This window comes from Paenibacillus sp. FSL F4-0097, from assembly GCF_038593125.1.
Taxonomy (GTDB): domain Bacteria; phylum Bacillota; class Bacilli; order Paenibacillales; family Paenibacillaceae; genus Paenibacillus_AQ; species Paenibacillus_AQ odorifer.
In genome coordinates this window covers 6,081,372-6,102,814 of the sequence record NZ_CP151965.1, presented here as the reverse complement: position 1 = coordinate 6,102,814, position 21,443 = coordinate 6,081,372, and the positions used below count along the sequence as shown (strand labels likewise).

18 protein-coding genes and 1 riboswitch are annotated in these 21,443 nt (G+C 45.4%); of the genes, 12 read left to right on the top strand and 6 right to left on the bottom strand.

All coding sequences use genetic code 11. The features are described 5' to 3' along the window. Positions 1-5 precede the first annotated feature (5 nt). Entirely contained in the window at positions 6-407 is a 402-nt protein-coding gene (locus MHH86_RS27405; RefSeq protein WP_076316837.1) for a hypothetical protein, read from the bottom strand. A 742-nt stretch (positions 408-1,149) separates the two neighbouring features. Here MHH86_RS27405 and MHH86_RS27400 point away from each other — a divergent pair. The 5 genes from MHH86_RS27400 (at position 1,150) to MHH86_RS27380 (ending at position 8,767) form a co-directional block, all read left to right on the top strand. Beyond that, entirely contained in the window at positions 1,150-2,130 is a 981-nt protein-coding gene (locus MHH86_RS27400; protein WP_036680239.1) for an ABC transporter permease subunit, read from the top strand. A gap of 65 nt (positions 2,131-2,195) precedes the next feature. Beyond that, positions 2,196-3,101, top strand: coding sequence for a carbohydrate ABC transporter permease (locus MHH86_RS27395; protein ID WP_036680237.1), 906 nt, complete (start codon positions 2,196-2,198; stop codon positions 3,099-3,101). 141 nt (positions 3,102-3,242) lie between these two features. Beyond that, positions 3,243-5,000 (top strand): ABC transporter substrate-binding protein, encoded by a 1,758-nt coding sequence (locus MHH86_RS27390; protein WP_081382564.1) that lies wholly within the window; start codon positions 3,243-3,245, stop codon positions 4,998-5,000. Between the two features lie 115 nt (positions 5,001-5,115). Then, positions 5,116-7,488 (top strand): glycoside hydrolase family 95 protein, encoded by a 2,373-nt coding sequence (locus MHH86_RS27385; RefSeq protein WP_076100580.1) that lies wholly within the window; start codon positions 5,116-5,118, stop codon positions 7,486-7,488. Between the two features lie 139 nt (positions 7,489-7,627). Continuing rightward, positions 7,628-8,767, top strand: a complete 1,140-nt coding sequence (locus tag MHH86_RS27380; protein WP_076100578.1) for a transglutaminase domain-containing protein — start codon at positions 7,628-7,630, stop codon at positions 8,765-8,767. 109 nt (positions 8,768-8,876) lie between these two features. Here MHH86_RS27380 and MHH86_RS27375 read toward each other — a convergent pair whose 3' ends face one another. Both MHH86_RS27375 and MHH86_RS27370 read right to left on the bottom strand, forming a co-directional pair. Continuing rightward, entirely contained in the window at positions 8,877-10,358 is a 1,482-nt protein-coding gene (locus tag MHH86_RS27375; protein ID WP_052097335.1) for an amino acid permease, read from the bottom strand. Positions 10,359-10,557: 199 nt separating this feature from the next. Next, a riboswitch (Lysine riboswitch) is annotated at positions 10,558-10,763 on the bottom strand. A gap of 101 nt (positions 10,764-10,864) precedes the next feature. Then, entirely contained in the window at positions 10,865-12,001 is a 1,137-nt protein-coding gene (locus MHH86_RS27370) for a virulence factor (protein WP_342479555.1), read from the bottom strand. Between the two features lie 223 nt (positions 12,002-12,224). Between MHH86_RS27370 and MHH86_RS27365 the strand changes: the two genes are divergently transcribed. Together MHH86_RS27365 and MHH86_RS27360 are read left to right on the top strand one after the other, a co-directional pair. Next, positions 12,225-13,190: an MBL fold metallo-hydrolase gene (locus tag MHH86_RS27365; protein WP_076104191.1), complete on the top strand. Its 966-nt coding sequence runs from the start codon at positions 12,225-12,227 to the stop codon at positions 13,188-13,190. 155 nt (positions 13,191-13,345) lie between these two features. Next, the gene (locus MHH86_RS27360; protein ID WP_342479554.1) at positions 13,346-14,971 is read left to right on the top strand and encodes an ATP-binding cassette domain-containing protein; all 1,626 of its coding nucleotides are present in this window, start codon (positions 13,346-13,348) and stop codon (positions 14,969-14,971) included. A gap of 325 nt (positions 14,972-15,296) precedes the next feature. On the opposite strand, the gene MHH86_RS27355 is transcribed toward MHH86_RS27360, so the two are convergent. Then, the gene (locus MHH86_RS27355) at positions 15,297-15,482 is read right to left on the bottom strand and encodes a hypothetical protein (protein WP_036680230.1); all 186 of its coding nucleotides are present in this window, start codon (positions 15,480-15,482) and stop codon (positions 15,297-15,299) included. A gap of 133 nt (positions 15,483-15,615) precedes the next feature. Here MHH86_RS27355 and MHH86_RS27350 point away from each other — a divergent pair, with 133 nt between their 5' ends. Further along, positions 15,616-16,485: a cation diffusion facilitator family transporter gene (locus MHH86_RS27350; RefSeq protein WP_038573333.1), complete on the top strand. Its 870-nt coding sequence runs from the start codon at positions 15,616-15,618 to the stop codon at positions 16,483-16,485. Between the two features lie 203 nt (positions 16,486-16,688). Further along, a complete protein-coding gene (locus MHH86_RS27345; RefSeq protein ID WP_036680227.1) occupies positions 16,689-17,768 on the top strand; it encodes an SH3 domain-containing C40 family peptidase in 1,080 nt (359 codons plus the stop codon). A gap of 221 nt (positions 17,769-17,989) precedes the next feature. Here the strand turns inward: MHH86_RS27345 and MHH86_RS27340 are convergent, their stop codons facing one another. Then, entirely contained in the window at positions 17,990-18,367 is a 378-nt protein-coding gene (locus tag MHH86_RS27340) for a hypothetical protein (protein ID WP_036680226.1), read from the bottom strand. Positions 18,368-18,590: 223 nt separating this feature from the next. Then, entirely contained in the window at positions 18,591-18,758 is a 168-nt protein-coding gene (locus MHH86_RS27335; RefSeq protein ID WP_036680225.1) for a DUF1328 domain-containing protein, read from the bottom strand. Positions 18,759-18,947: 189 nt separating this feature from the next. Here MHH86_RS27335 and MHH86_RS27330 point away from each other — a divergent pair, with 189 nt between their 5' ends. The 3 genes from MHH86_RS27330 to MHH86_RS27320 all read left to right on the top strand — a co-directional run bounded on the left by MHH86_RS27330 (position 18,948) and on the right by MHH86_RS27320 (position 21,442). Then, a complete protein-coding gene (locus tag MHH86_RS27330; protein ID WP_076316840.1) occupies positions 18,948-19,454 on the top strand; it encodes a DUF948 domain-containing protein in 507 nt (168 codons plus the stop codon). A 59-nt stretch (positions 19,455-19,513) separates the two neighbouring features. Continuing rightward, the gene (locus MHH86_RS27325; protein ID WP_051491114.1) at positions 19,514-20,038 is read left to right on the top strand and encodes a hypothetical protein; all 525 of its coding nucleotides are present in this window, start codon (positions 19,514-19,516) and stop codon (positions 20,036-20,038) included. A gap of 237 nt (positions 20,039-20,275) precedes the next feature. Beyond that, complete coding sequence (locus MHH86_RS27320) at positions 20,276-21,442, top strand: fused response regulator/phosphatase (RefSeq protein ID WP_038573328.1); 1,167 nt, start codon at positions 20,276-20,278, stop codon at positions 21,440-21,442. The last annotated feature ends 1 nt before the right edge of the window (position 21,443 follow it).

The following is a 21,443-nucleotide window of genomic DNA, read 5'->3' as shown; positions in this document are numbered from 1 at the left end:
TAAAGCTACTTCACTAATAATAAATCTAATCTTTGTTGCAATTCTTGATTTGCAGGGTCCTTTTGAAGGGCCAGAAGTAACTCTTGAATTTGATCCATCTCTTTAAAAGGTTCATTTTGTACATATTTGTCATGTATTCTGGTTTCCAAGGTATATCCATAATCGAACCCTAATGTTGAATACGTCGAAAGGGCAGCAATTTTACTCGCTTGCTCTACAGCAAGAATGCTTGGTGTTGAGTATCGTTCTAATTCCACTCTTAGACCGTCGAGTTCTGATGTCAGATTCAGGTCCAGCCTATTCATTAATCTGTTATGGCTTACGTTGTTATTGAATTGAAATAAATTTAGTGTCAATAATACTGCGGCGATAATCAATAATAATGTCTTGATGTTTTTGTTTTTCATTGCTCTCCTATTACCCTCCTTTAGGAAAAGAAATTGCAGGTACAACAGATAATGTCGACTCGGCATGTGCGTATAAGGAATATGTATCTGAAATAGTTGAAGTACTGATGTATCAGGTGATATTTTCTAGATAAGATGATATTAAAGTAATTAATTTTAATTGAACCATACGGAGGTTTTCGTTGAGGAGCAGGGCAGGGGTTACGGGTATACTTGTTACGCCTCATCTGAGAGCATATTATAGTTTTCATTCGCGGGTATGACGGACTCCAGAGTCGTTATTTGGGCTATTTCGAGTCCAATTTCGATTTATCGGACTCCATGTACGTTATTAGCTGCAAATGTTCTCCAAAAGGTGGTTTTTTAAGTGAATAAGGTCTTTATAGTCCGCCTAACCCAATAAGATGTGCAATTTGCTTAAATAAGGTCATTTCAGTCCGCGCCTTCGCTTCCGGCCACGTTCACTTATAGAACGTTAGCTCGGGGCGTTTTTTAATTATGGGATGAAGTATTAATTGTGTGAAATAGACAGGGGATTAAGTATCGTATTGATTTATGAAATCAAATAATTTCACTTAATTTTATTTTCAGTAAATTCATGTTTGTTTTCAGTGTTTTCAACGATGTATCCGCTTTATTTTGGCTCTAAATCTCTAATTTTCACCTGATTTTAGGTCGAATTTATAGGGTACTGCAATCGCTTACAGAGATTTAGAATATAGACATAGAGAGGAGGGGCTTTATGAAAGCGGACACAGTAACTTCTCAAATCCCGCCGGATACCCGAACACGCAACAAAAAGCCTGCTTCAGGAGGACGGTTTTGGAGAAGCTTTAAGAATCAAAAGTACTTATGGATGATGTCGATACCTTTTGTGATCTGGGCATTCGTCTTCAGTTATCTCCCGTTATGGGGCTGGACGATGGCTTTTCAAAAGTACAAGCCCGCACGTGGCTTTTTTGAACAAGAATGGGTAGGTTTTGAACACTTTAAGACACTGTTCAGTGACTCGCAATTCCTTCTGGCGCTGCGTAATACGCTAGCGATGAGTGGAATGGGCTTGGTCGCAGGCCTTATCTTTCCGATAACGTTTGCAATATTGCTCAATGAAGTGCGTCTCGGCTTCTTTAAACGATTTGCTCAAACAGTCTCGTATTTGCCCCACTTTGTATCATGGGTGGTTGCAGCAGGGATTGTAACTAAAATGTTATCTGGTGAAAATGGTATTGTAAACGATATCTTGTTAGGAATAGGATTCATAGACGCACCTATCCAGTTTATGGCCCAGGGCCATCTTTTCTGGGGAATCGTTACCTTATCGGATATTTGGAAAGAGACCGGATGGAATGCCATCATCTACCTTGCAGCTATCGCAGGTATTGGGCCTGAATTGTACGAAGCAGCCCGGGTAGACGGTGCCAGCAGGCTGCGTCAGGTATGGCATATTACACTTCCGGGTATTCGCCCAACAATTACTGTACTACTTATTATGTCGATTGGTAATTTGCTCAATATCGGCTTTGAGAAGCAATTCTTGCTCGGAAACAACCTCGTTACCGACTATTCTCAAGTGCTAGACTTGTATTCACTGAAATACGGACTGGGCATGGCGAGATATTCCTACGGTACTGCGATCAATATATTCAACTCAGTGATCAGTGTAATTCTACTGTTTACGATTAATGGAATCTTTAAACGTACAACAAAAGAGAGCCTTCTGTAACACAGAGGGCCCTTCAACCCAATCGTGGCAGCAAATTGCCCTTTTCATGAAAGGAGAGCGTTACCGTGGGAGAATCAGCTATCACCAGAAAGTCATGGTCAGACAGGATCTTTGATTTCTTTGTATATTTTGTAATCCTGTTTGTGGTTGTAATCACGATTTATCCGTTTTTGAACGTGCTTGCCATCTCACTGAATGATTCAGTGGATAGTGTGCGCGGTGGAGTGACCATCTATCCCCGCCAGTTTACTTGGGACAATTACTTGAAAATCTTCACCTTCTCGGGATTAATCACCGGGTTTAAAATATCCGCTTTACGGACAGTTGTTGGAACTTTATTCGGACTGATCAGTGCCTCGATGCTGGCGTTTACGATCAGCCGCCCTGACTTTGCAGGCCGTAAATTCGTTTCCACATTCTTGGCAATGACCATGTATATCTCTGGAGGAATGATTCCTATATACATGCTGATCAAGGATCTGCATATGATGAACAGCTTTGCAGTTTATGTCCTACCTGGATTGGTCAGTGCTTTTAACGTTTTCGTTATCCGCTCCTTTATCGACGGTCTGCCTTATGCGCTGCAGGAATCAGCGAAGCTGGATGGAGCCAATGACTTTACTATCTACTTCCGGGTCATTTTGCCACTGATGAAACCAGCGTTAGCAACAATTGCGCTGTTCCTAGCAGTAGGTCAATGGAATGCTTGGTTGGATACTTATCTGTACAATGGTTCAAGCCCTAACTTAACCACATTACAGTTTGAATTGATGAAGGTTCTACAGACCACAACCAGTGGTAACGGAGGCGACTACCGCTCCAACATTGCTTCGCTGGCTTCCAATCAGGTCTCGCCGGAGTCGCTCAAAATGGCGATTACGATTGTCGTAACCGTACCGATTCTGTTGGTTTATCCGTTCATTCAGAAGTATTTTGTTAAAGGTATGACACTTGGTGCTGTGAAGAGTTAATCACAGTTTAACGGGGGAGCTTAGTCTCCCCTATGCTTAAAACCTATTGTGTATCCGTTTTCTTTTGGCAAGCTGGGTAAAGTATTAACAGGTCTTCACCTGTGATACGATAGATAAACAATTTTAAGGAGGGTTTATTTAATGGGAAGTAATAGAAAGATAAAAGCCAAAGCTACGGCATTAACGCTCACTTCTATTATGCTGCTCGGTGTGCTTGCAGGCTGCGGCGGTAACAATGGCAACAATGATAATGCTGCAGCTGGAAATACAGGCGGCAACGCAACTAATGCTGGAAATGCGACCAATGCGGCTGAGGATATTTCCCCGCTCACGATGACCTTCTTCAGTGCAGACCCTAACCCGAACTGGACAGGTATGCAAGATGAAGTTGGTAAAGTGATTACGGAAAAAACGGGAGTAACCCTAAATGCTGAATATGCAGTTGGTGATCCTCAACAAAAAGTAGCCTTGATCGCAGCGAGCGGCGAATATCCGGATTTGATCAGTGCTAAGACTGATGTCAGCAAGCTGGTAGATGCAGGCGCAATGCTTGATCTAACAGACCTGATTGAAAAATATGCTCCGAATATCAAAAAAGTATTGGGCGAAGAAGGCATGAAACGTTCACGTTACAGTGACGATGATCATGCGATTTATGCCATCCCTACCTATGCAGGTGTAGACAACAAATATTTTGATGCTGGTGGCGGATTTGAACTACAGCACCGTGCTGTTAAAGAAGCTGGATATCCTGCAATCAAAACTGTTCAAGATTATGAGAACGTAATCAAGGCTTACCTGGAAAAACATCCTACCGATGAAAATGGTAACAAAAACATCGGCCTGACTCTGAATGCAGATGATTGGTACATGTACATTACAGTAACTAACCCAGCATTTATTACTACTGGTTCTCCTGACGATGGTGAATATGCGATTGATATCGACACCCAAGAAGTAACTTATCACTTCCGTCGTCCGGCTGAAAAAGAATATTTCCGCTGGCTCAACCACATGAACGATATCGGATTGCTTGATCCAGAAAGTTTCGTTCAAAAGTATGATCAGTACAAAGCTAAAATCGCTACAGGCCGCGTTATTGGTTTGATTGACCAAGACTGGGGTTATGGCGATGGAGAAAGAGCATTGAAAGCTGAAGGCAAGCTGGATCAAGGCTATGGACACTATCCTGTAACCTTGTCTGAGGAGTACAAAGAAACCTCCTTCTGGCCTACAGGCTTCATGGGTGGTAACGGAATTGGGATCAGCGTAGATGCTAAAGATCCAGTTCGTGCAATTAAATTCCTGGACTACCTAGCTTCCGACGAAGGTCAAGTATTGGTTAACTGGGGTATTGAAGGCAAACACTACAATGTTGTGGATGGCAAACGCGTCATTCCTGAAGATGTGAACGACCGTAAATATAATGACACTACCAACTTCCAAAAAGAAACTGGCTTGGGTAATGTCGGATCAAACTATGCATTGCTGAGCGCTCACTATGGCGACGGTGTATTGGATCCATCTGGTAACTACTACACAACTCGTTTCCCTGAGCAAGTAACCGTAGGTTACAATGCGGTTGAAAAAGAAACACTTGCTGCTTACAAAGCAACCACTTGGAAAGACCTCTTCCCTAGTGAAGATGAGTTCAAAGTTAAACCTTGGGGCGCGGCATGGAACATCACGATTCCTGGGGATAGCGAAATCGTCGTTCTTGACAACAAGCTGAAGGATATCAGTTGGAAACGGATCCCTGAAGCAATCTTGTCTAAACCAGCTGATTTCGATAAAGTTTGGGATGCTTACATGGCTGAGCTAGATAAAGCTGGTGTAACGAAAGCTGAAGATTTGCGTGAAGAGCTGGTTAAACAACGCGTGAAACTTTGGAATGATTAATTATTAAATTTCGTCTAATACAATAAAAGCATGAAGATGGCGGGAAGTCCGAACGAAAGTCCGGGCCTCCCGCTGATTGCTTTTCACCGGTCATAACAGGACAGGAGGAATATACATGGGAGAGAGCAAGAACTCCGGACAGCATGAGTTATGGTACAAGCAGCCGGCGGCTGTATGGGAAGAGGCGCTGCCCGTAGGTAACGGCAGGCTGGGCGGCATGGTCTTTGGTGGAATCGAAGAAGAACGGATTCAATTAAATGAAGACACCTTATGGTCGGGTTTCCCGCGGGATAAAGCCAATTATGAGGCACTGCGGCATTTAGCCCCAGCCAAACAGCTAGTAGCAGAGGGAAAATACAAGGAAGCAGAAGCACTGGTGGACGCCAAAATGTTAGGCAGCCGGACGGAATCCTATCAACCACTTGGAGATTTGCGATTGAAGTTTAATTTTGCAGGTGCTGTAGAGGATTACCGGAGGGAGCTTGATCTGGATCGGGCGTTGGCTACGGTATCCTATACTGCCGATGGTGTAAGGATCGTACGTGAAGTATTGGCCAGCAGACCGGATGAGCTTATAGCTCTTCATATCCGTGCGGAGGGGGGAGAGGGCCAAGCTACTCTGCCAGATTTCTGGGCGGATCTGGCATCACCGCATCCTTCCCACTCGGAGATTACTCCGAATGGCATGCTTATTATGACTGGCCGTGCCCCGTCGCATGTGGCTGATAACTACGTAGGGGATCACCCGCGTGCCGTATTATATGAAGAGGGCCTTGGCATAAGTTTTGCTGCGGTTATGGAGATCCAGACGGAAGGTGGGGCTTGTGTAGCAGAGAACGGCTCGCTGTTGATTTCTGGCGCGCACTCCATTACCCTTCGTCTGGCTGCGGCAACCGATTATGCCGGGTATGACCGGATGCCGGGAAGCGGTGGCAAGCTGCCAGCGGAATTGTGCCTAGAGCAGTTAGCTTCAGCCTCAAAAGGATACGCAGAGCTTAAGCAGCGCCACCTAGAGGATCATCAATCCCTGTTCCGCCGTGTGCAGTTGACGCTTGCATCTGCTGCCTCCCGGGGAGAGCTTCCGACTGATGAGCGACTGGCACAATACCGCGAAGGACAGACGGATCCTGAACTGGAAGCGCTACTGTTCCAGTATGGCCGCTATCTTATGATTGCTGGCTCACGGCCGGGGACACAAGCTCTGAATCTGCAGGGCATTTGGAATCCCTATATTCAGCCACCATGGAACAGCAATTATACGACAAATATAAACACCGAAATGAATTATTGGCCGGCCGAGTTATGCGGATTGGGCGAATGCCATGAACCTTTAATAGATTTTATTACGGAGCTTAGCGTGGCTGGCAGCCGTACAGCGAATATTCATTATGCCGCACGCGGCTGGACAGTACACCATAATACCGATTTGTGGCGGATGACTTCTCCATCAGACGGTAAGGCGATGTGGGCTTTTTGGCCGATGGGCGGGGTATGGCTCTCTCGCCATCTATGGGAGCGTTACGCTTTCCGTCCAGATGAGGACTATTTGCGCACAGCTTATCCCTTATTAAAGGGAGCCGCATTGTTTTGTCTGGATTGGCTAGTGGAGCTGCCTGATGGAAGATGGACTACAGGTCTGTCTACCTCGCCAGAGAATGTATTTCTGACTGCTGAAGGCATACCATGCAGTGTCTCGGCTGGCTCAGCCATGGATTTATCGCTCATCGCTGAGTTGTTCAAGCACTGCATTCAGGCTGCTGACATTTTAAATACCGATGTAGAGCTGCGTCAGGAGCTTATGCAGAAACAGAAGCAGCTTGCCCACCAGGGGATCGCACCGGACGGAACTGTCCGCGAATGGAATGAGGATTTCGCTGAACAAGAGCCTGGGCATCGTCATGTTTCTCATTTGTATGACCTGTACCCTGGGAACGTAATTAGCCCTTCCTCCACACCAGAGCTAGCGGAGGCGGCAACATTCACACTGAAGAAACGCATAGAACACGGAGGTGGCCATACAGGCTGGAGCGCAGCTTGGTTGCTTAATCTTTATGCGCGTCTGAAGGATGCCGAGAGTGCGGTTAGCTGTCTACGTCGCATTTTGCAAGATTCCAGTTTGCCGAACCTGTTCGGTAATCACCCTCCGTTTCAGATTGATGGAAACTTCGGAACTACAGCCGGGATAGCAGAAATGCTCTTGCAGAGTCATCAGGAGGGTCTGGAACTATTACCTGCTCTTCCAAAGGAATGGTCTGAAGGCAGCGTGAAAGGTTTGGTGGCACGTGGTGGCTTTGTCACGACTATAGAATGGAGCGAGGGCTGTTTAACAAGGGCAGAGGTTACCTCGACTCATGGCCGATCCTGCAGAATTGTTCAACACCAGCCTTTGCTCATTCAAAAACCGGATGGTACACAGATTGAAGGAGCGGGGCAGGAATTTGAAACAGCAATCGGAGAGACCTATATCATTACACCCCTAAAGAAATAATCCATATCGGTCTGGCTTAGTGGCTGTTCTCAGAGTAGAATTATTCTACAGAGAACAGTCTTTTTTTGCCCAAGTCCTCATTATCTATTAAATGGAGGGTTTTGAATAAGTCTGTAGGAGCCGGAGGATCAGAATAATTATGTGGAAAAAACGCTTCACGTTGGCAAAAGTCATTCTTGGAGGAGTGATTATTTGCGCAGCCATTCCCCCGACATTGTATTGGACCTGGGGGTATGCTTATGCGGCCACGACTTCACCGACCGTTCGTTCTGTAAGTGAAATTGCCCAGAAGCTAACCGGTGCGATGAATAATCGTAGAGAAACTATCACTTTTACTTATGAGGGGAAAACCTCGAATTTAAAAACACAGATACAAACGGGTCTAGATCAAGCGATGAATAGCGATCCCTATTTGTATTACATCATAGACAGCTACGGATACACTTATCGAGGGAGCAAAAGCTCTGTAAAGGTTACAGTAGAAGTGAAATACTTGGAAACGCTGGAGCAGACCGCTTTTGTGAACAAAGAAGTAAAGGCAACGCTCAAGAAGATCATTACACCGGGCATGAATAATCATCAGAAGGTTAAGGCTATCCACGACTGGGTGGTGCTGCGTCTGAAGTATGATACCTCTTATCGTAAATATACGGCTTATGAAGGTCTGAAGAGTGGCAGTGCCGTTTGCCAGGGGTATTCGCTGTTGACCTATAAGCTGCTCAAGGAAGCGGGATTCAGTAATAAAATCGTTGAGGGCACTGCAAAACAGCCGGGAGGACGCAGCCAGTCTCATGCTTGGAATCTAGTGCTGCTCGAAGGAAGATGGTATCATCTCGACACAACTTGGGATGACCCGACACCTGATAAAGCCGGCGTGGTAAGCACCGCGTATTACTTGAAGACTGATGCACAAATGCGTCAGGACCATAGCTGGACGAAGTCTTATCCGGTAGCCTCGGTTGCCTATTATAAGACCTTGTCGGCACTTGTAGAGCGTGGAGGACAGAGAGCCGGGGTGTATAAGCAGCTTCAGAAGGACCTTAATTATGAGCTGTATGCCGAGGAGCGGATTGTACGTTCAGCAGCAGATTTAATTCAGCTGGCGAATAAGGCTGTCGCTTCAGGAGAGGGATCTTTATTATTCCGTTATCACGGTAGTGGAACCCAGCTGAAGAATGATCTACAGGAATTATATAAACTTGGACTAGAGGATGTGTCTTATTCTAGCACTTCTTTTGATAATACGGGTGATCTAAAAGTGTATGTGACTTGGGAATAGGCAAAGGGCTAAGTAAAATCAGGAGTTGAATATACTAGATTGATTTATATAAAAAGGGATATCCTGCAGCCTTTCAGGCTTCTGGATATCCCTTTTTTGAGGAGTCTATTTATTCTGGGTGAGTACTAAGATCGCATTTATCCAAAGGAATAATATTACTCTTGCGGAAGAAGCGATAGCCGGCCCAAATCAAGACGAATAATGGCAGGCTGATATAGGAAACGGCAATACCGTACCAGTCGATGCTTCCACCTGAGAAGGCGCCCATATTCTGGCCAAGGATGGCTACCGCACAAAGTACTAAGGCAAATATAGGTCCAAACGGGAACCATCTAGCCCGGTAAGGCAGCTCATCAAGGGAATGACCTTGAGCTATAAAGGCGCGTCTGAAACGATAATGGCAGACAGCGATGCCGAGCCAGTTAATAAATCCACACATACCGGAAGCATTAAGCAGCCAGTTGTATACGGCACCGTCACCAAAGAATGATGCCAAAAAGGCCAACATACCGACAGCTGTGGTCACGAGCAAAGCTCCAACGGGAACACCGCGGCGATTAAGCTTGCCTAGAGCACGTGGAGCCATTCCATCCTTAGCCATAGCGTACAGGACGCGGGTGGAGGCGTACATTCCCGAGTTCCCGGCTGACAATACGGAGCTGAGAATGACAGCATTCATGACGGATGCGGCAATAGCAAGCCCAGCTTTATTAAATACGATCGTAAATGGACTGACTCCGATATCATCAATACCACCGCGTAGCAGATCTGGATTCGTGTAAGGAATCAGCATTCCAATTACAAGTATAGCGAGGATATAAAAGATTAATATACGCCAGAATACTTGGCGAATAGCAATAGGTACGTTGCGGCGAGGGTTCTCACTCTCACCTGCTGCAACACCGATTAGCTCGGTGCCTTGGAAGGAGAATCCTGCAGCCATAAAGACACCGACGAAAGCGAAGAAGCCACCGTGGAAGGAGCTACCCCCGATCTGGAAATTGCTGAAGCCTACGGCTTTTCCACCCATGATTCCGAAAATCATCAAAACTCCGACAATAAGAAAGGCGATAACAGTAATAATTTTGATAATGGCAAACCAATATTCTGATTCTCCGTATCCACGAGCAGACAGGAAGTTAAGACCGAACATCAACAGCAGGAATACAAGACTCCAGAGAAAGGAGGGACTGTCCGGGAACCAGTATTTAATAATGACGGTGGCGGCAGATAATTCTGCTGCAATCGTAACCGCCCAGTTATACCAGAAGTTCCAGCCGATGGCGAACCCAAAAGCGGGGCTGACGAAACGCGTGCCGTAAGTGCTAAATGAGCCCGAATCCGGTAAATAGGTAGCGAGCTCTCCCAGACTGGTCATGAGGAAATAAACCATAACACCAACAGCCGTATAGGCTAGAAGTGCTCCACCGGGTCCGGCTGAAGCGATAGCGCCACCACTGGCGAGGAAGAGTCCAGTACCAATAGATCCTCCAAGCGCAATCATGGTCAAATGCCTTGCTTTAAATGATTTTTTTAGCTCAGGCGGGTTACTAATGTTGCCTTGTGCTAGATTTTGCTGCTTGCCCTGCATGATTTGACACTCCTTATGATCTAATCTTTCAATTCATGAACGGGGAGTGCTGAGCTGCTTCCTCCCGCAGAGCGAGAGAGTGTATTTGGTGGTCTCCATGAGGTAATGGACAAACACCAAACATACAAATTCTGTAAACGCAAAGAAACCGCAGACTATATCTGCGGTTTCCATCTATACAGCTCCGCATCATACTCCCTGTGAAGATAGCGCAACACATTATGACCTGCTGCTTATGCAGGTTATACAATGTGACAGTTCCGTGCCTTTCGGCAACGGCCCCAGCCTGCACCGCTGTAAGAGCGACAGTGCAGACTTCGGCAGATATTCCTTTCGACGCGATTCATAGACGGCTCTAACGTCTCCACGCGCGTACTCTTTATATCCGCGACCTCTACCTCATCTTAGTATGACGAGGCTATCTTTACTTCATTCATTTATAAACAACAGGAATTAGTATAAAGCAAGTTCGCAAGTCAAGCAATGACAAAATCCGGTAGGGAACATTAGTTACGACGACGTTCTGACATTTGCTGCCAAACGGTACCCGCCGCTGCTTCACCGGAAGCGATACGTTCCAAAGCCATTTTAGCCTGAAGTCCAACCTCGAATTCCGGATCTTCCGCCGCAACCGACAGCGCTTCTTGGGCATCGGATGTGCCCACCTCATAGAGGAAACGAGCTGCGCGCCAGCGGACAAGCTTGCTCTTATCTGTCAGTGCCGCCGTCATCACTGGCGTGGCGGCAGGATCGCCGATGTCGGACAGCGTATCGCCTGCCGTACGTCTCACGGCTGGCGCGCTGTCTGCCATCGCCTCATAGAGCAGCTCCATCGCTTCGGGCGTGCGAAGGTCGCCTAGATACACGACCGCAAGCCTGCGAATATGCAGCTTGGGATCGTGCAGCGCCGCCTTAAGCTCCGGCAGGAGCTCCGCCGTCGGCGTAAGATCCTCCAGCGCGGCGTAGCGCACGCGCCAATCCTCATGCTTCAGGTCTCGCAGCAGCTCATCCTGACTGCGGGTTCGTCTCTGCTCGACGAACTCGCCTTCGGCGCCGTGCGCAATGGCTTGCTGCACGAGAGAGTCGAGGCGTTCCTGCGGATACGCCGCTTCGACCTCTTGCTCCACCTCGCGTGCAATCTCCGCGGGCTCGCCATAACGCACGCCGTAATCAGTGAGCTTACGCTCTTTAATCATCACGGCGCTAGCCACATCCATAACCGCCTTCGTGAAGCGGTTTGCTAAGGAGATGCGCTCTTCATTCGCGCCGGTCTTAACGCGGATTTGCAGCGGAATTCCGCGGAACATCTGGACGAAGACTTGGGCTTCGCCGAAATGAGCGCCAGCGTTCTCATCGGCAAGATTCCAATCGTCAATTAAGCCTTCGCTGTTGCCGAAGCGGTTCTGGACTTCTCTTAGAATCGCTGCCCAATCCGCATTGCCCTTGCGTTCGAGCGCTGCAAAGTCAGCAGCATGATAGATGCTAATAACGCCCGGTATCGTTAACATTTCGCGTGCCCAGGCAGGTGCGGAACGTTCACTTTCTGGTGTATAGGTTCTGCGGATTCCAGGTTCCAGACTTTCGTCCAAATGAAGCTTCATCGTATTTGGACTTGGAGTCGGTTCAATAAAAGTAATCTTCATACGTAGCTCCCCCTTGAACGGTATATGCACCGCCATACTTTATACACATATTATCTCATTTCTGGCGTGAAACACAAAAGGGTGCTTAGATATTTTGCGGAAAAAGGGCGCACCCTTACCAAGTAACTTGTATATTTTGCAAAATACTCTGCCGTTCAATATAGTTGTATTATATTCGCTAAAGTAAAGCGTGCTCGGCAAACTTCTAAAGATGAGGTGCTCTATGGTTAAATTTCGCTACAATAACCTCGACAATGTGAGTACCGATAAAACACTTAAAGAGTTTCGTAAGTGGCGGGAGGAACGTCGACGGAAGAAAAAAGATTATTCATATGTAGTGCCAAGTACGCCACCGAGGTTAGCTTATCTGGCGGAGAATCGGCTGGAGACTACCATTACGTGGATTGGGCATTCAACGTTTTTTCTTCAATATGAAGGGATGAATATCATTACTGATCCAATCTGGGCGAGAAGACTAGGCTTTGAGAAAAGATTGGGGCAACCCGGGATTCCGCTCAGCGAAGTGCCTCCCATTGACCTGATTCTGATCTCGCACTCTCATTATGACCACTTGCATATGGCTTCTATCCGTAAATTATATAGAGCAGGGACAACCCTTGTTGTTCCTATAGGCTTGAAACGAAAGATGCTCCGCAAAGGATTTCGCAACTGCATAGAAATGGAATGGTGGCAGGAAAATACGCTAGGTAAAATTAAGCTTACCTTCGTGCCGACTCAGCACTGGACGCGGAGAACGCCTTGGGACACGAATACTTCGCATTGGGGAGGATATATTCTGCAGCCGATCGAATCGGATAGCGACAAGCTGCCCCCAAACCTGTATTTCGCAGGAGATAGCGGTTATTTTCCGGGTTTTAAGGAGATTGGGAGCCGCTATAAGCTTCATGTTGCACTCATGCCGATTGGAGCTTATGAACCGGAGTGGTTCATGACCTCGCAGCATGTAACCCCTGAAGAGGCTATACAAGCATTTGTAGATGTTGGAGCGGAGACCATGATTCCGATGCATTACGGCACCTATAGACTTGCTGATGATACGGCCCGGGAAGCGCTGGATCGGATGGAAAGTGCCCGGCTTAAACAAGGTATTTCTGAAGAAAGAATCCGTACGCTCAGTTATGGTGAAACGCTTGTTATACAACCCGAGAATCGCATAACTGGACAATAATTGAAAAAATTCCTCCTTACTGGCGACCTCTGTACAGCAGCTGGAATAACTTTAGTATTGGAGAGAACAGCTGAAAAGGCTATTTTACGGGCTTTTTGCTCTCTATTTATGCTATAATGAGCCGAAACCCTAAGTGAAAAGGATGGTAATGCGTAATGATTAGCACAAGCGGCGTAACACTCCGCTACGGAAAACGCGCTCTCTTTGAAGATGTAAACATAAAATTCACCCCTGGTAACTGCTACGGTTTGATTGGCGCCAATGGTGCCGGTAAATCAACCTTTCTGAAAATTCTGTCTGGTGAGATCGAAGCAAATACCGGTGAGGTACATGTTACACCAGGCGAACGTCTCGCAGTACTCAAACAGAACCATTTTGAGTATGATGAATTCCCAGTACTTGAGACCGTAATTATGGGTCATACACGTCTTTATGAAATTATGAAAGAAAAGGACGCGCTTTATGTGAAGTCTGATTTCACAGAAGCGGATGGCCTGCGTGCAGGGGAGCTTGAAGGTGAGTTCGCTGAGCTTAACGGCTGGGATGCTGAGCCAGATGCAGCTGCCATGCTGATTGGTCTCGGAATTATGCGTGAACTGCATGACAAAAAAATGGCCGAACTGAGCGGCAATGAAAAGGTACGGGTACTCTTGGCGCAAGCCTTGTTTGGCCGTCCAAATAACCTGCTGCTAGATGAGCCTACCAACCACTTGGATCTCGAATCTATTGGCTGGTTAGAGAACTTCCTCATGGACTATGAAGGTACTGTTATCGTCGTATCTCATGACCGTCACTTCCTGAATAAAGTATGTACGCATATTGCGGATATTGATTTTGGCAAAATCCAAATGTACGTCGGCAACTACGACTTCTGGTATGAGTCCAGTCAGCTTGCGCAAGCTTTGCAGCGTGATTCGAACAAGAAGAAGGAAGATAAAATCAAGGAATTGCAGGCATTTATCCAGCGTTTCTCGGCCAATGCTTCCAAGTCTAAACAAGCGACATCACGTAAGAAACAACTTGAGAAAATTACACTGGACGATATTCGTCCGTCGAACCGTAAATATCCGTTCCTCAACTTCAAACCTGAACGTGAAGCGGGTAAACAATTGCTGACAGTCAGCGGATTGTCCAAAGCGGTTGAAGGTGAAAAGCTTCTTGATGAAATCAGCTTTGTAGTAAACAAAGGGGATAAGATTGCTTTTGTGGGCCCTTACTCCCAGCCTAAATCACTGCTGTTTGATGTGATCATGGGTGAGCAAGAAGCGGATGCGGGGGAATATACATGGGGAGTAACTACAACTCAAGCGTATTTCCCGAAAGACAACTCCAGCTATTTCGATGGTGTAGAAATGAATCTTGTAGAATGGCTACGCCAGTATTCTAAAGATCAGGACGAAACTTTCCTGCGTGGATTCTTGGGCCGTATGTTGTTCGCCGGAGAAGAAGCACTGAAGAAAGCAAGCGTGCTGTCCGGGGGCGAGAAGGTTCGCTGTATGCTGGCCAAAATGATGCTCAACGGCGCAAACGTGCTTGTGTTCGATGAACCAACCAACCACTTGGATCTGGAATCCATCACGGCACTGAATAACGGGCTGATCGATTTCGATGGCACGATTCTATTCACTTCCCATGACCATCAGTTCATCCAAACCATTGCTAACCGCATCATCGAGATTACACCTACAGGTGTAATTGACCGCTCCATGAGCTACGATGAATATTTGGAGAATCCAGAAATTAAGGAAATGCGCCAGCGCATGTATCCTGTAGAAGTATAATATTTAATTTCCGCTATGCGGAAGGAACCCATGAAGCAGCTACTCTAATCCTTTTAGGATCAGGGTAGCTGTCTTTATAATTTCGATTTTGAAAAGTTATTAACAAGTAGAATTCTACGGGGAGTATACGCGGGGCTTCTAAGACGGGAGTCTTTAGCCCTTGAGTTTTCCAAAGCGCATGTTTTCAGCTGACTAATCGTACAATAAAGAGAATCAGTTATGAATTTGAAGAGTTCTAATCCATCCTATCAGGCAGGACGAACGTATAAACGGCTGCGTTTCCCCGAGGGATTCGCAGCCGTTTATGTTTAAATATAAGTAAATACTAAGATCCGCCAGTACGACGGCGTTGGTTGTTAGGCTTTTTGTTATTTTGGCTTTTTAGCGGTTTGGCGGAACCAGCCTGAAATGTGGATCCAGGTTTGGAGGAAGATTGTTGTTTCTTCTGCTCCAGTTTTTTACGGATAGCTTCCGCTAAGTTGATTTTTCCTTTATCGTTGCTTTCGCTCATTATGATAACCTCCTTCGAAGCAAGTCCTTACACTTTATTCTAATTGTTTTTAAATGCTGCCACAAGGGCAAGAATAATTGAAAGAATTCTTTTCCGTATTTTAAATAATCGGGGAAAAAGAGGGGGAGCCAAGATGACTGATATTTACGAAGATATACGTAAAGGGGAACGAGGAGCTTGGGTTAGCATAGCGGCTTACCTCATCCTATCATCATTCAAGCTGGTTTGCGGTTATTTATTTGCATCTAGCGCACTCGTAGCGGACGGGGTCAACAATTTAACAGATATCGTGGCATCCATAGCTGTGCTGGTGGGTTTACGGATTTCGCGGAAGCCACCTGACTCTGACCACGCTTATGGGCATTTCCGCGCAGAGACCGTAGCGGCGTTGTTGGCTTCTTTTATCATGGCGGTAGTGGGCATTCAAGTGATTGTAGAGGCGGTGCGGTCCTTTTTCGATCGTACAAAAGAAACGCCACAGCTCTGGTCGGCAGGGGTGGCTATTGTATGTGCAGTGGCTATGATGGGAGTATATATATATAACAAAAGACTGGCCAAGCAAATTAACAGTGGGGCACTTATGGCAGCGGCTAAGGATAATTTTTCTGATGCTATGGTCAGTGTTGGAGCCGCAGTTGGGATTGTAGGCGCACAGTTTGGTTTGCCATGGATTGATTCCGCAGCGGCTGTTCTTGTCGGACTCATTATCTCCAAGACTGCTTGGGATATTTTTCGTGATTCGACCTATCGGCTTACCGATGGCTTTGATGAAGATAAATTGATGGATCTACGCAGTACGATTGCTCGAACGCCGGGAGTAGAAGAGATTAAAGATGTGAAGGCACGGGTTCATGGTAATCATGTGCATGTGGATGTTGTAGTGGAGGTGGATGCGAATATTTCTGTGACGGAAGGTCATGAAATAAGTGATTCCATCGAAGAAAGAATGAGCAAAATGCATAATATTATGAATGTGCAGGTGCACGTGGAACCTAAAAAATAAATTAAAAATGCTATATTAAGGGAAAAACACACATATTCAAGGAGAAATCAAGACTTTAGACCTGTATGTTACCATAAAGTGGCATGATTATATGTGAAATTTGGAGCATGTTCCAAATCCCGGGCAAGCCTATAATGAGGGCATAAAGGAATAATGTAGTACAATCCTTTATTGAAATCTCATCATGGAATTTGGGGGAACGTATGATCAAATCACATAAGCAAATTACAGCATCTTTGTTAGTATCTGCTGCAATTGTTGCAGGTTTAGGAGTATCTGCTCCTGGACAAGCAGCGGCAGCCTCAAGTTCATCTAATTCAGTTACAGCAGCTTCAGCCGTTCAAACAGGTGTAATCGAGGCTAGTGTTCGCCTTCGCAGCACCCCTTCTACTGACGGAGAAATAGTGAAGTACTTGCAAAAGGGAGATCAAGTGCAGATCCTTTCGCAGCCTAACAGCTATTGGTATCAAGTAAAAACGGCTGATGGTTCAGTGGGTTATACAAGTGCAGGAGATAAGTATATCAGCGTATCCTCTGCTTCAGTAACGACACCATCGGCACAAACTGGCACCATTAAGTATGGTGTGAATCTTCGGGTTTCACCTTCAACAAGCGGAAAAGTAATGAAGCTTTTGAATAAGGGAGAAAAAGTAGAAGTTCTGGCACAGCCTAACAGTTACTGGTATCAAGTTAAAGCGGCGGATGGTAGCATCGGATATATAAGTTCAAGTGATCAATATAGTACACTTTCAGGAAACGGTGGGGGATCTGGAACGGTAACGCCTACACCAACGCCTACACCTACACCTACACCCAATCCGCCTATAACAACACCGGGGGCTTCAGCCCAAATCGAACGGGTAATTGCTGCAGGCATGGGATATCTAGGAACGCCTTATGAGTATGGCTCCAGCAGAAATGATACAAGAACCTTTGACTGCTCGGACTTCATCCGGCAAATTTTTATGGATGCTGCGAATCTCAAACTGCCGGCGGATTCCCGTCAACAAGGAGATTGGGTGAAGTCGAATAGTACGATGGTTACGTCTATTTCCAATTTGAAGCGCGGCGACTTAATGTTCTTTATGGATTATAAGGGGAATTCTGCTTCTGCTTATGAGGGAATCGACAAATCTACAGCTAGAATATCGCATGTTGCTATGTATCTAGGAGATGGACAAGTTCTACAAACTTATTCCGTAGCTTCAGGCGGGGTAAGAGTAGATAAACTTAGCGCTTCTTGGATGAATCGTTTTCTCTACGGAGGTTCGGTCATTCGCTAAATATATGAAAAATGCAGGAAGCGACAGCATCGCATGTTTGTGACGGGTGAACGATGGCGGGCGTACGCGCAAGAGGGCTATCCTTTTAGTAGAATTCTCTACTGAGGGGGTAGCTCTTCCTGTTTTATCTGTTCAGAATATGTACTCTCCACATAAAAAAAGGGCAGTACCATCGGCCATTTTCTTGGCTCTTGGGACACCCTTTTTTCGCATATTGATAATTAAGGTAAGATCACATTGGCTGTTACAGGAACCTTAACCCATGCTTTTCCTAGCCAAGTGTAGATTTCTCTCCATTCATTACCCCAAGTGTCCGAAATAACTTCACCTGTTGTATCAAGAGTCTGAACGCCAAGCCAGCCTGCTGGAATTATACCTCCGACGGAAAAGTAGAAAGGTGTTTTCTCGGTCAGCACTATTTGTGGTGTTGCTGGAATCATATCCGCTGGAGTGATAATTGTTTCAAAAGAATTGCTGTAAGTGCTTCCAGTTACGGTTGCAGGATCCGTAGTAGTGTTAGTTACTTCAGCTGCTGAAGCTGTAGCAGCAATGGAAGCCATAAGTCCTAAGGCTACTGTAAGGCTGGCGATTTTTTTCATGTTTGGTTCCTCCTAGTGGGGGTTGGATGTATTTTTTTCCAAAAGCGCTGTTTGCTAATATGCTAGTAAACGTAAATGATGCGTGATGAACCACCCATTCAACATTTCTTATTTTCTCAAGTGACATCCGTGCAGGAATGACCTATACTTTCTGCATGATGAATAAGATATATGGATAGATATGGGAGGGATACGACAGTCACACCATTAAAATGAGGGGCTACTACATAGATCTACCTCTGCGTCCCGTGAAGAGAGAAATTACAAACAGAACCAGGAAGACGAAGAACAGGATCTTAGCAAGACCAGCGGCGGCGGCTACAAGGTTGAAGAAACCAAAGATTCCGGCGATTACTGCGACTACAAGTAGTATTGCGGACCATTTTAACATTACATATCACCTATCCTTTTTTGATTAATGTAGTCATTGTATAAACGGGGACTTTGATTTTGAAACAAAAGGGAAGAGGGACTCTTGACAAGACTCGACAAGATGTTTCGGCTTATGGGACCAGGGGTAACTATGCAGTATACAAGGCTGATTAGCCGATATTTATGAGATATGGAAGGGGTTATGAATATGATCATTGAACTTAGTGTAGCTCTCGTCGCAATTGCATTCGCAGTACTTGTTTTCTTTTTAATTAAAACCTTAAAGTCGGCAAAGGATTCACTCGACAAAGTCAGCCAAACCTTGGTGGAAGTACAGAAGACGATGGATGAGCTTACTTATGAAGTGAAAACGACGGTCAGACACGCAAATGAAATCACTGCCGATGTACAGCATAAGATTCGAAAGATTGACCCAGTCATCGATTCTGTCAAGAATCTGGGTGATGTCATGAATGAGCTGACCTTAACGGTCAAACAAGTGTCAGTCACAGTGATTGAGAAATATCGTAAATCGCGTGAGCTGAAGGAGAAGAGTAAGGAAGTCTCTATAAAAGAAGCTCCGTTAACTCCTGCTGAAGAACGTACTGTTAACTCCTATGATGCCATTTATGCTGAGAAGTCACCGGGAAAAATAGCTACAGTGCTAAAAGGTGTAGACGTAGCTGCAACTCTTTGGAAGAAATTTCGTCATTAAGCATAAGATAGTAAAGCTTCTGTAATCGGTGGCTGCAGATAAGAAAGGTGGGACACAACATGAACATGATGATCCTTTTATTTGGTCTTCTTTTCCCATACTTTGATGCGTCTCCACAGTTGGCGCCTATCGCTACTTTTATTGAACAACCTAAGTCGGTTCTCGCATTTGAACATGCTTCAGAATCCAGCCCATATATCAATGACTTTGATTCTCTGCAAGGTGTTGCTTTATATGCCACAAAGGAAGAAATGTTTCTGGCCAAAGGCAATCCACTTGCGGTGACAAATGATCCATTACAAGAGACGGTGGAGTACCACTACGCAGATGTGACAGTGGGTGTGGGCGAGGGGATGGTACTTTATGTACATGTTTCACCTCCGCAAGCACGGCAGTTTGGTTTACATGTAGATGGTGTAGAAATCGATCCTGTAAGAGATAATTTGCAAGATACTTTGGGCAAACCGTATTTTATAGCTGAAGATGGGGATGTATATATGAGAGGGAATAATGCACTCAAAATATATCGAAATTTGGCGGGTGAATTTGAAGGAATTGATTTATTTGATAGTATTTCTTCCTAATGTGTTTCATATTTGAGCAAATTGGTTAATAAACATAGGCTGTCTTTAGAATAGAGTAACCTCCAGAACCACTAGGTATAGTGGGGCTGGAGGTTACTTTGCTGAATACGTAAATTGATCCTATGACTATATTTACATATTATGAAAATAGAAATAACACTGTAAAATAGCGTATGATATAGTTAGTAGATTTGCAGAATTTTACGGTCGTAATACTATTCGTGTGAGGTGAAGATGATGAGAATCTTAATCGTGGATGACAATCCGACTAATGTTATCATTATCCGTGAAATCCTGAAAAAAGAAGATTACCGAAATTTCGTAACCGCATCTTCTGCTAAAGAGATGTTGGAAAGGCTTGGAATCGGTTCTGGGAGTGAAGATGGACGTCCCCGGATGTCAGATATTGATCTGATTTTACTGGATATGATGATGCCAGAAATGGATGGGATCGAAGCATGTCGTGTTGTGCAGCAATACGAACATCTTAAGGATATTCCAATAATAATGGTTACAGCTGTAGGCGATTCTAAGAAATTGGCCGAAGCGCTGGATGCAGGTGCAGTAGATTATGTTACGAAACCTATTAATAAAGTGGAGCTAATGGCCCGGATTCGGCTTGCTCTGCGGTTGAAACGTGAGAAAGATTGGCATAAAGAACGGGATCAGCGAATCCAGGAGGAGTTGAGACTGGCTGCGCTTGTGCAGAATGCTGTACTCAGCCTGCCGCTGCAGGAAGAGAATTTCGAGGTGCATGCTATCTATCAGCCTTCCTCTGAATTGGCAGGTGATTTATATGCGTGGTATCCCCTTGGGGATGGCCGATATGGCGTAATCCTCCTAGACATTATGGGACACGGTATATCATCATCTCTTTTTTGCATGTTCCTTGCGTCAGTATTAAAGGATACGGTAACTACCTATGTAGAGCCGGAAAAGGTAATTCAGGAACTCAATCGAAGGTTTAACCAACTTTATATTGAGAAAAAGCTGATTCAATACTATTTTACGACGATTTATCTTGTGATTGACACTCGTATAAAGCGTATTGACTATGTTAACGCTGGGCATCCACCTGCGCTGTTTTTTGAGGGCACAGCTAAGACTCCGGTCTTGCTGGAAAGTAATTGTCACCCTGTAGGCCTGTTTGAACGGATTGATATTCAGCCTCAGAGCTTGACCTACGAAGATGAAGGGCATTTGGTTCTCTATACAGATGGTCTGCTGGAGCTGGTTGAGGGTGAACAGGAAGAGCAGCTGAAGTTCATGATTAAGCATTTAAATGTTGAGCATGAATGGAAGGAAGAAACTATACGGGCTGCTTTTTTCAATGCTGATGTTCCTAAAGAGCGTGACGATGACAAATGTATAGTGTGGATCTCACTGAAGAAGGGAACAGAATGAG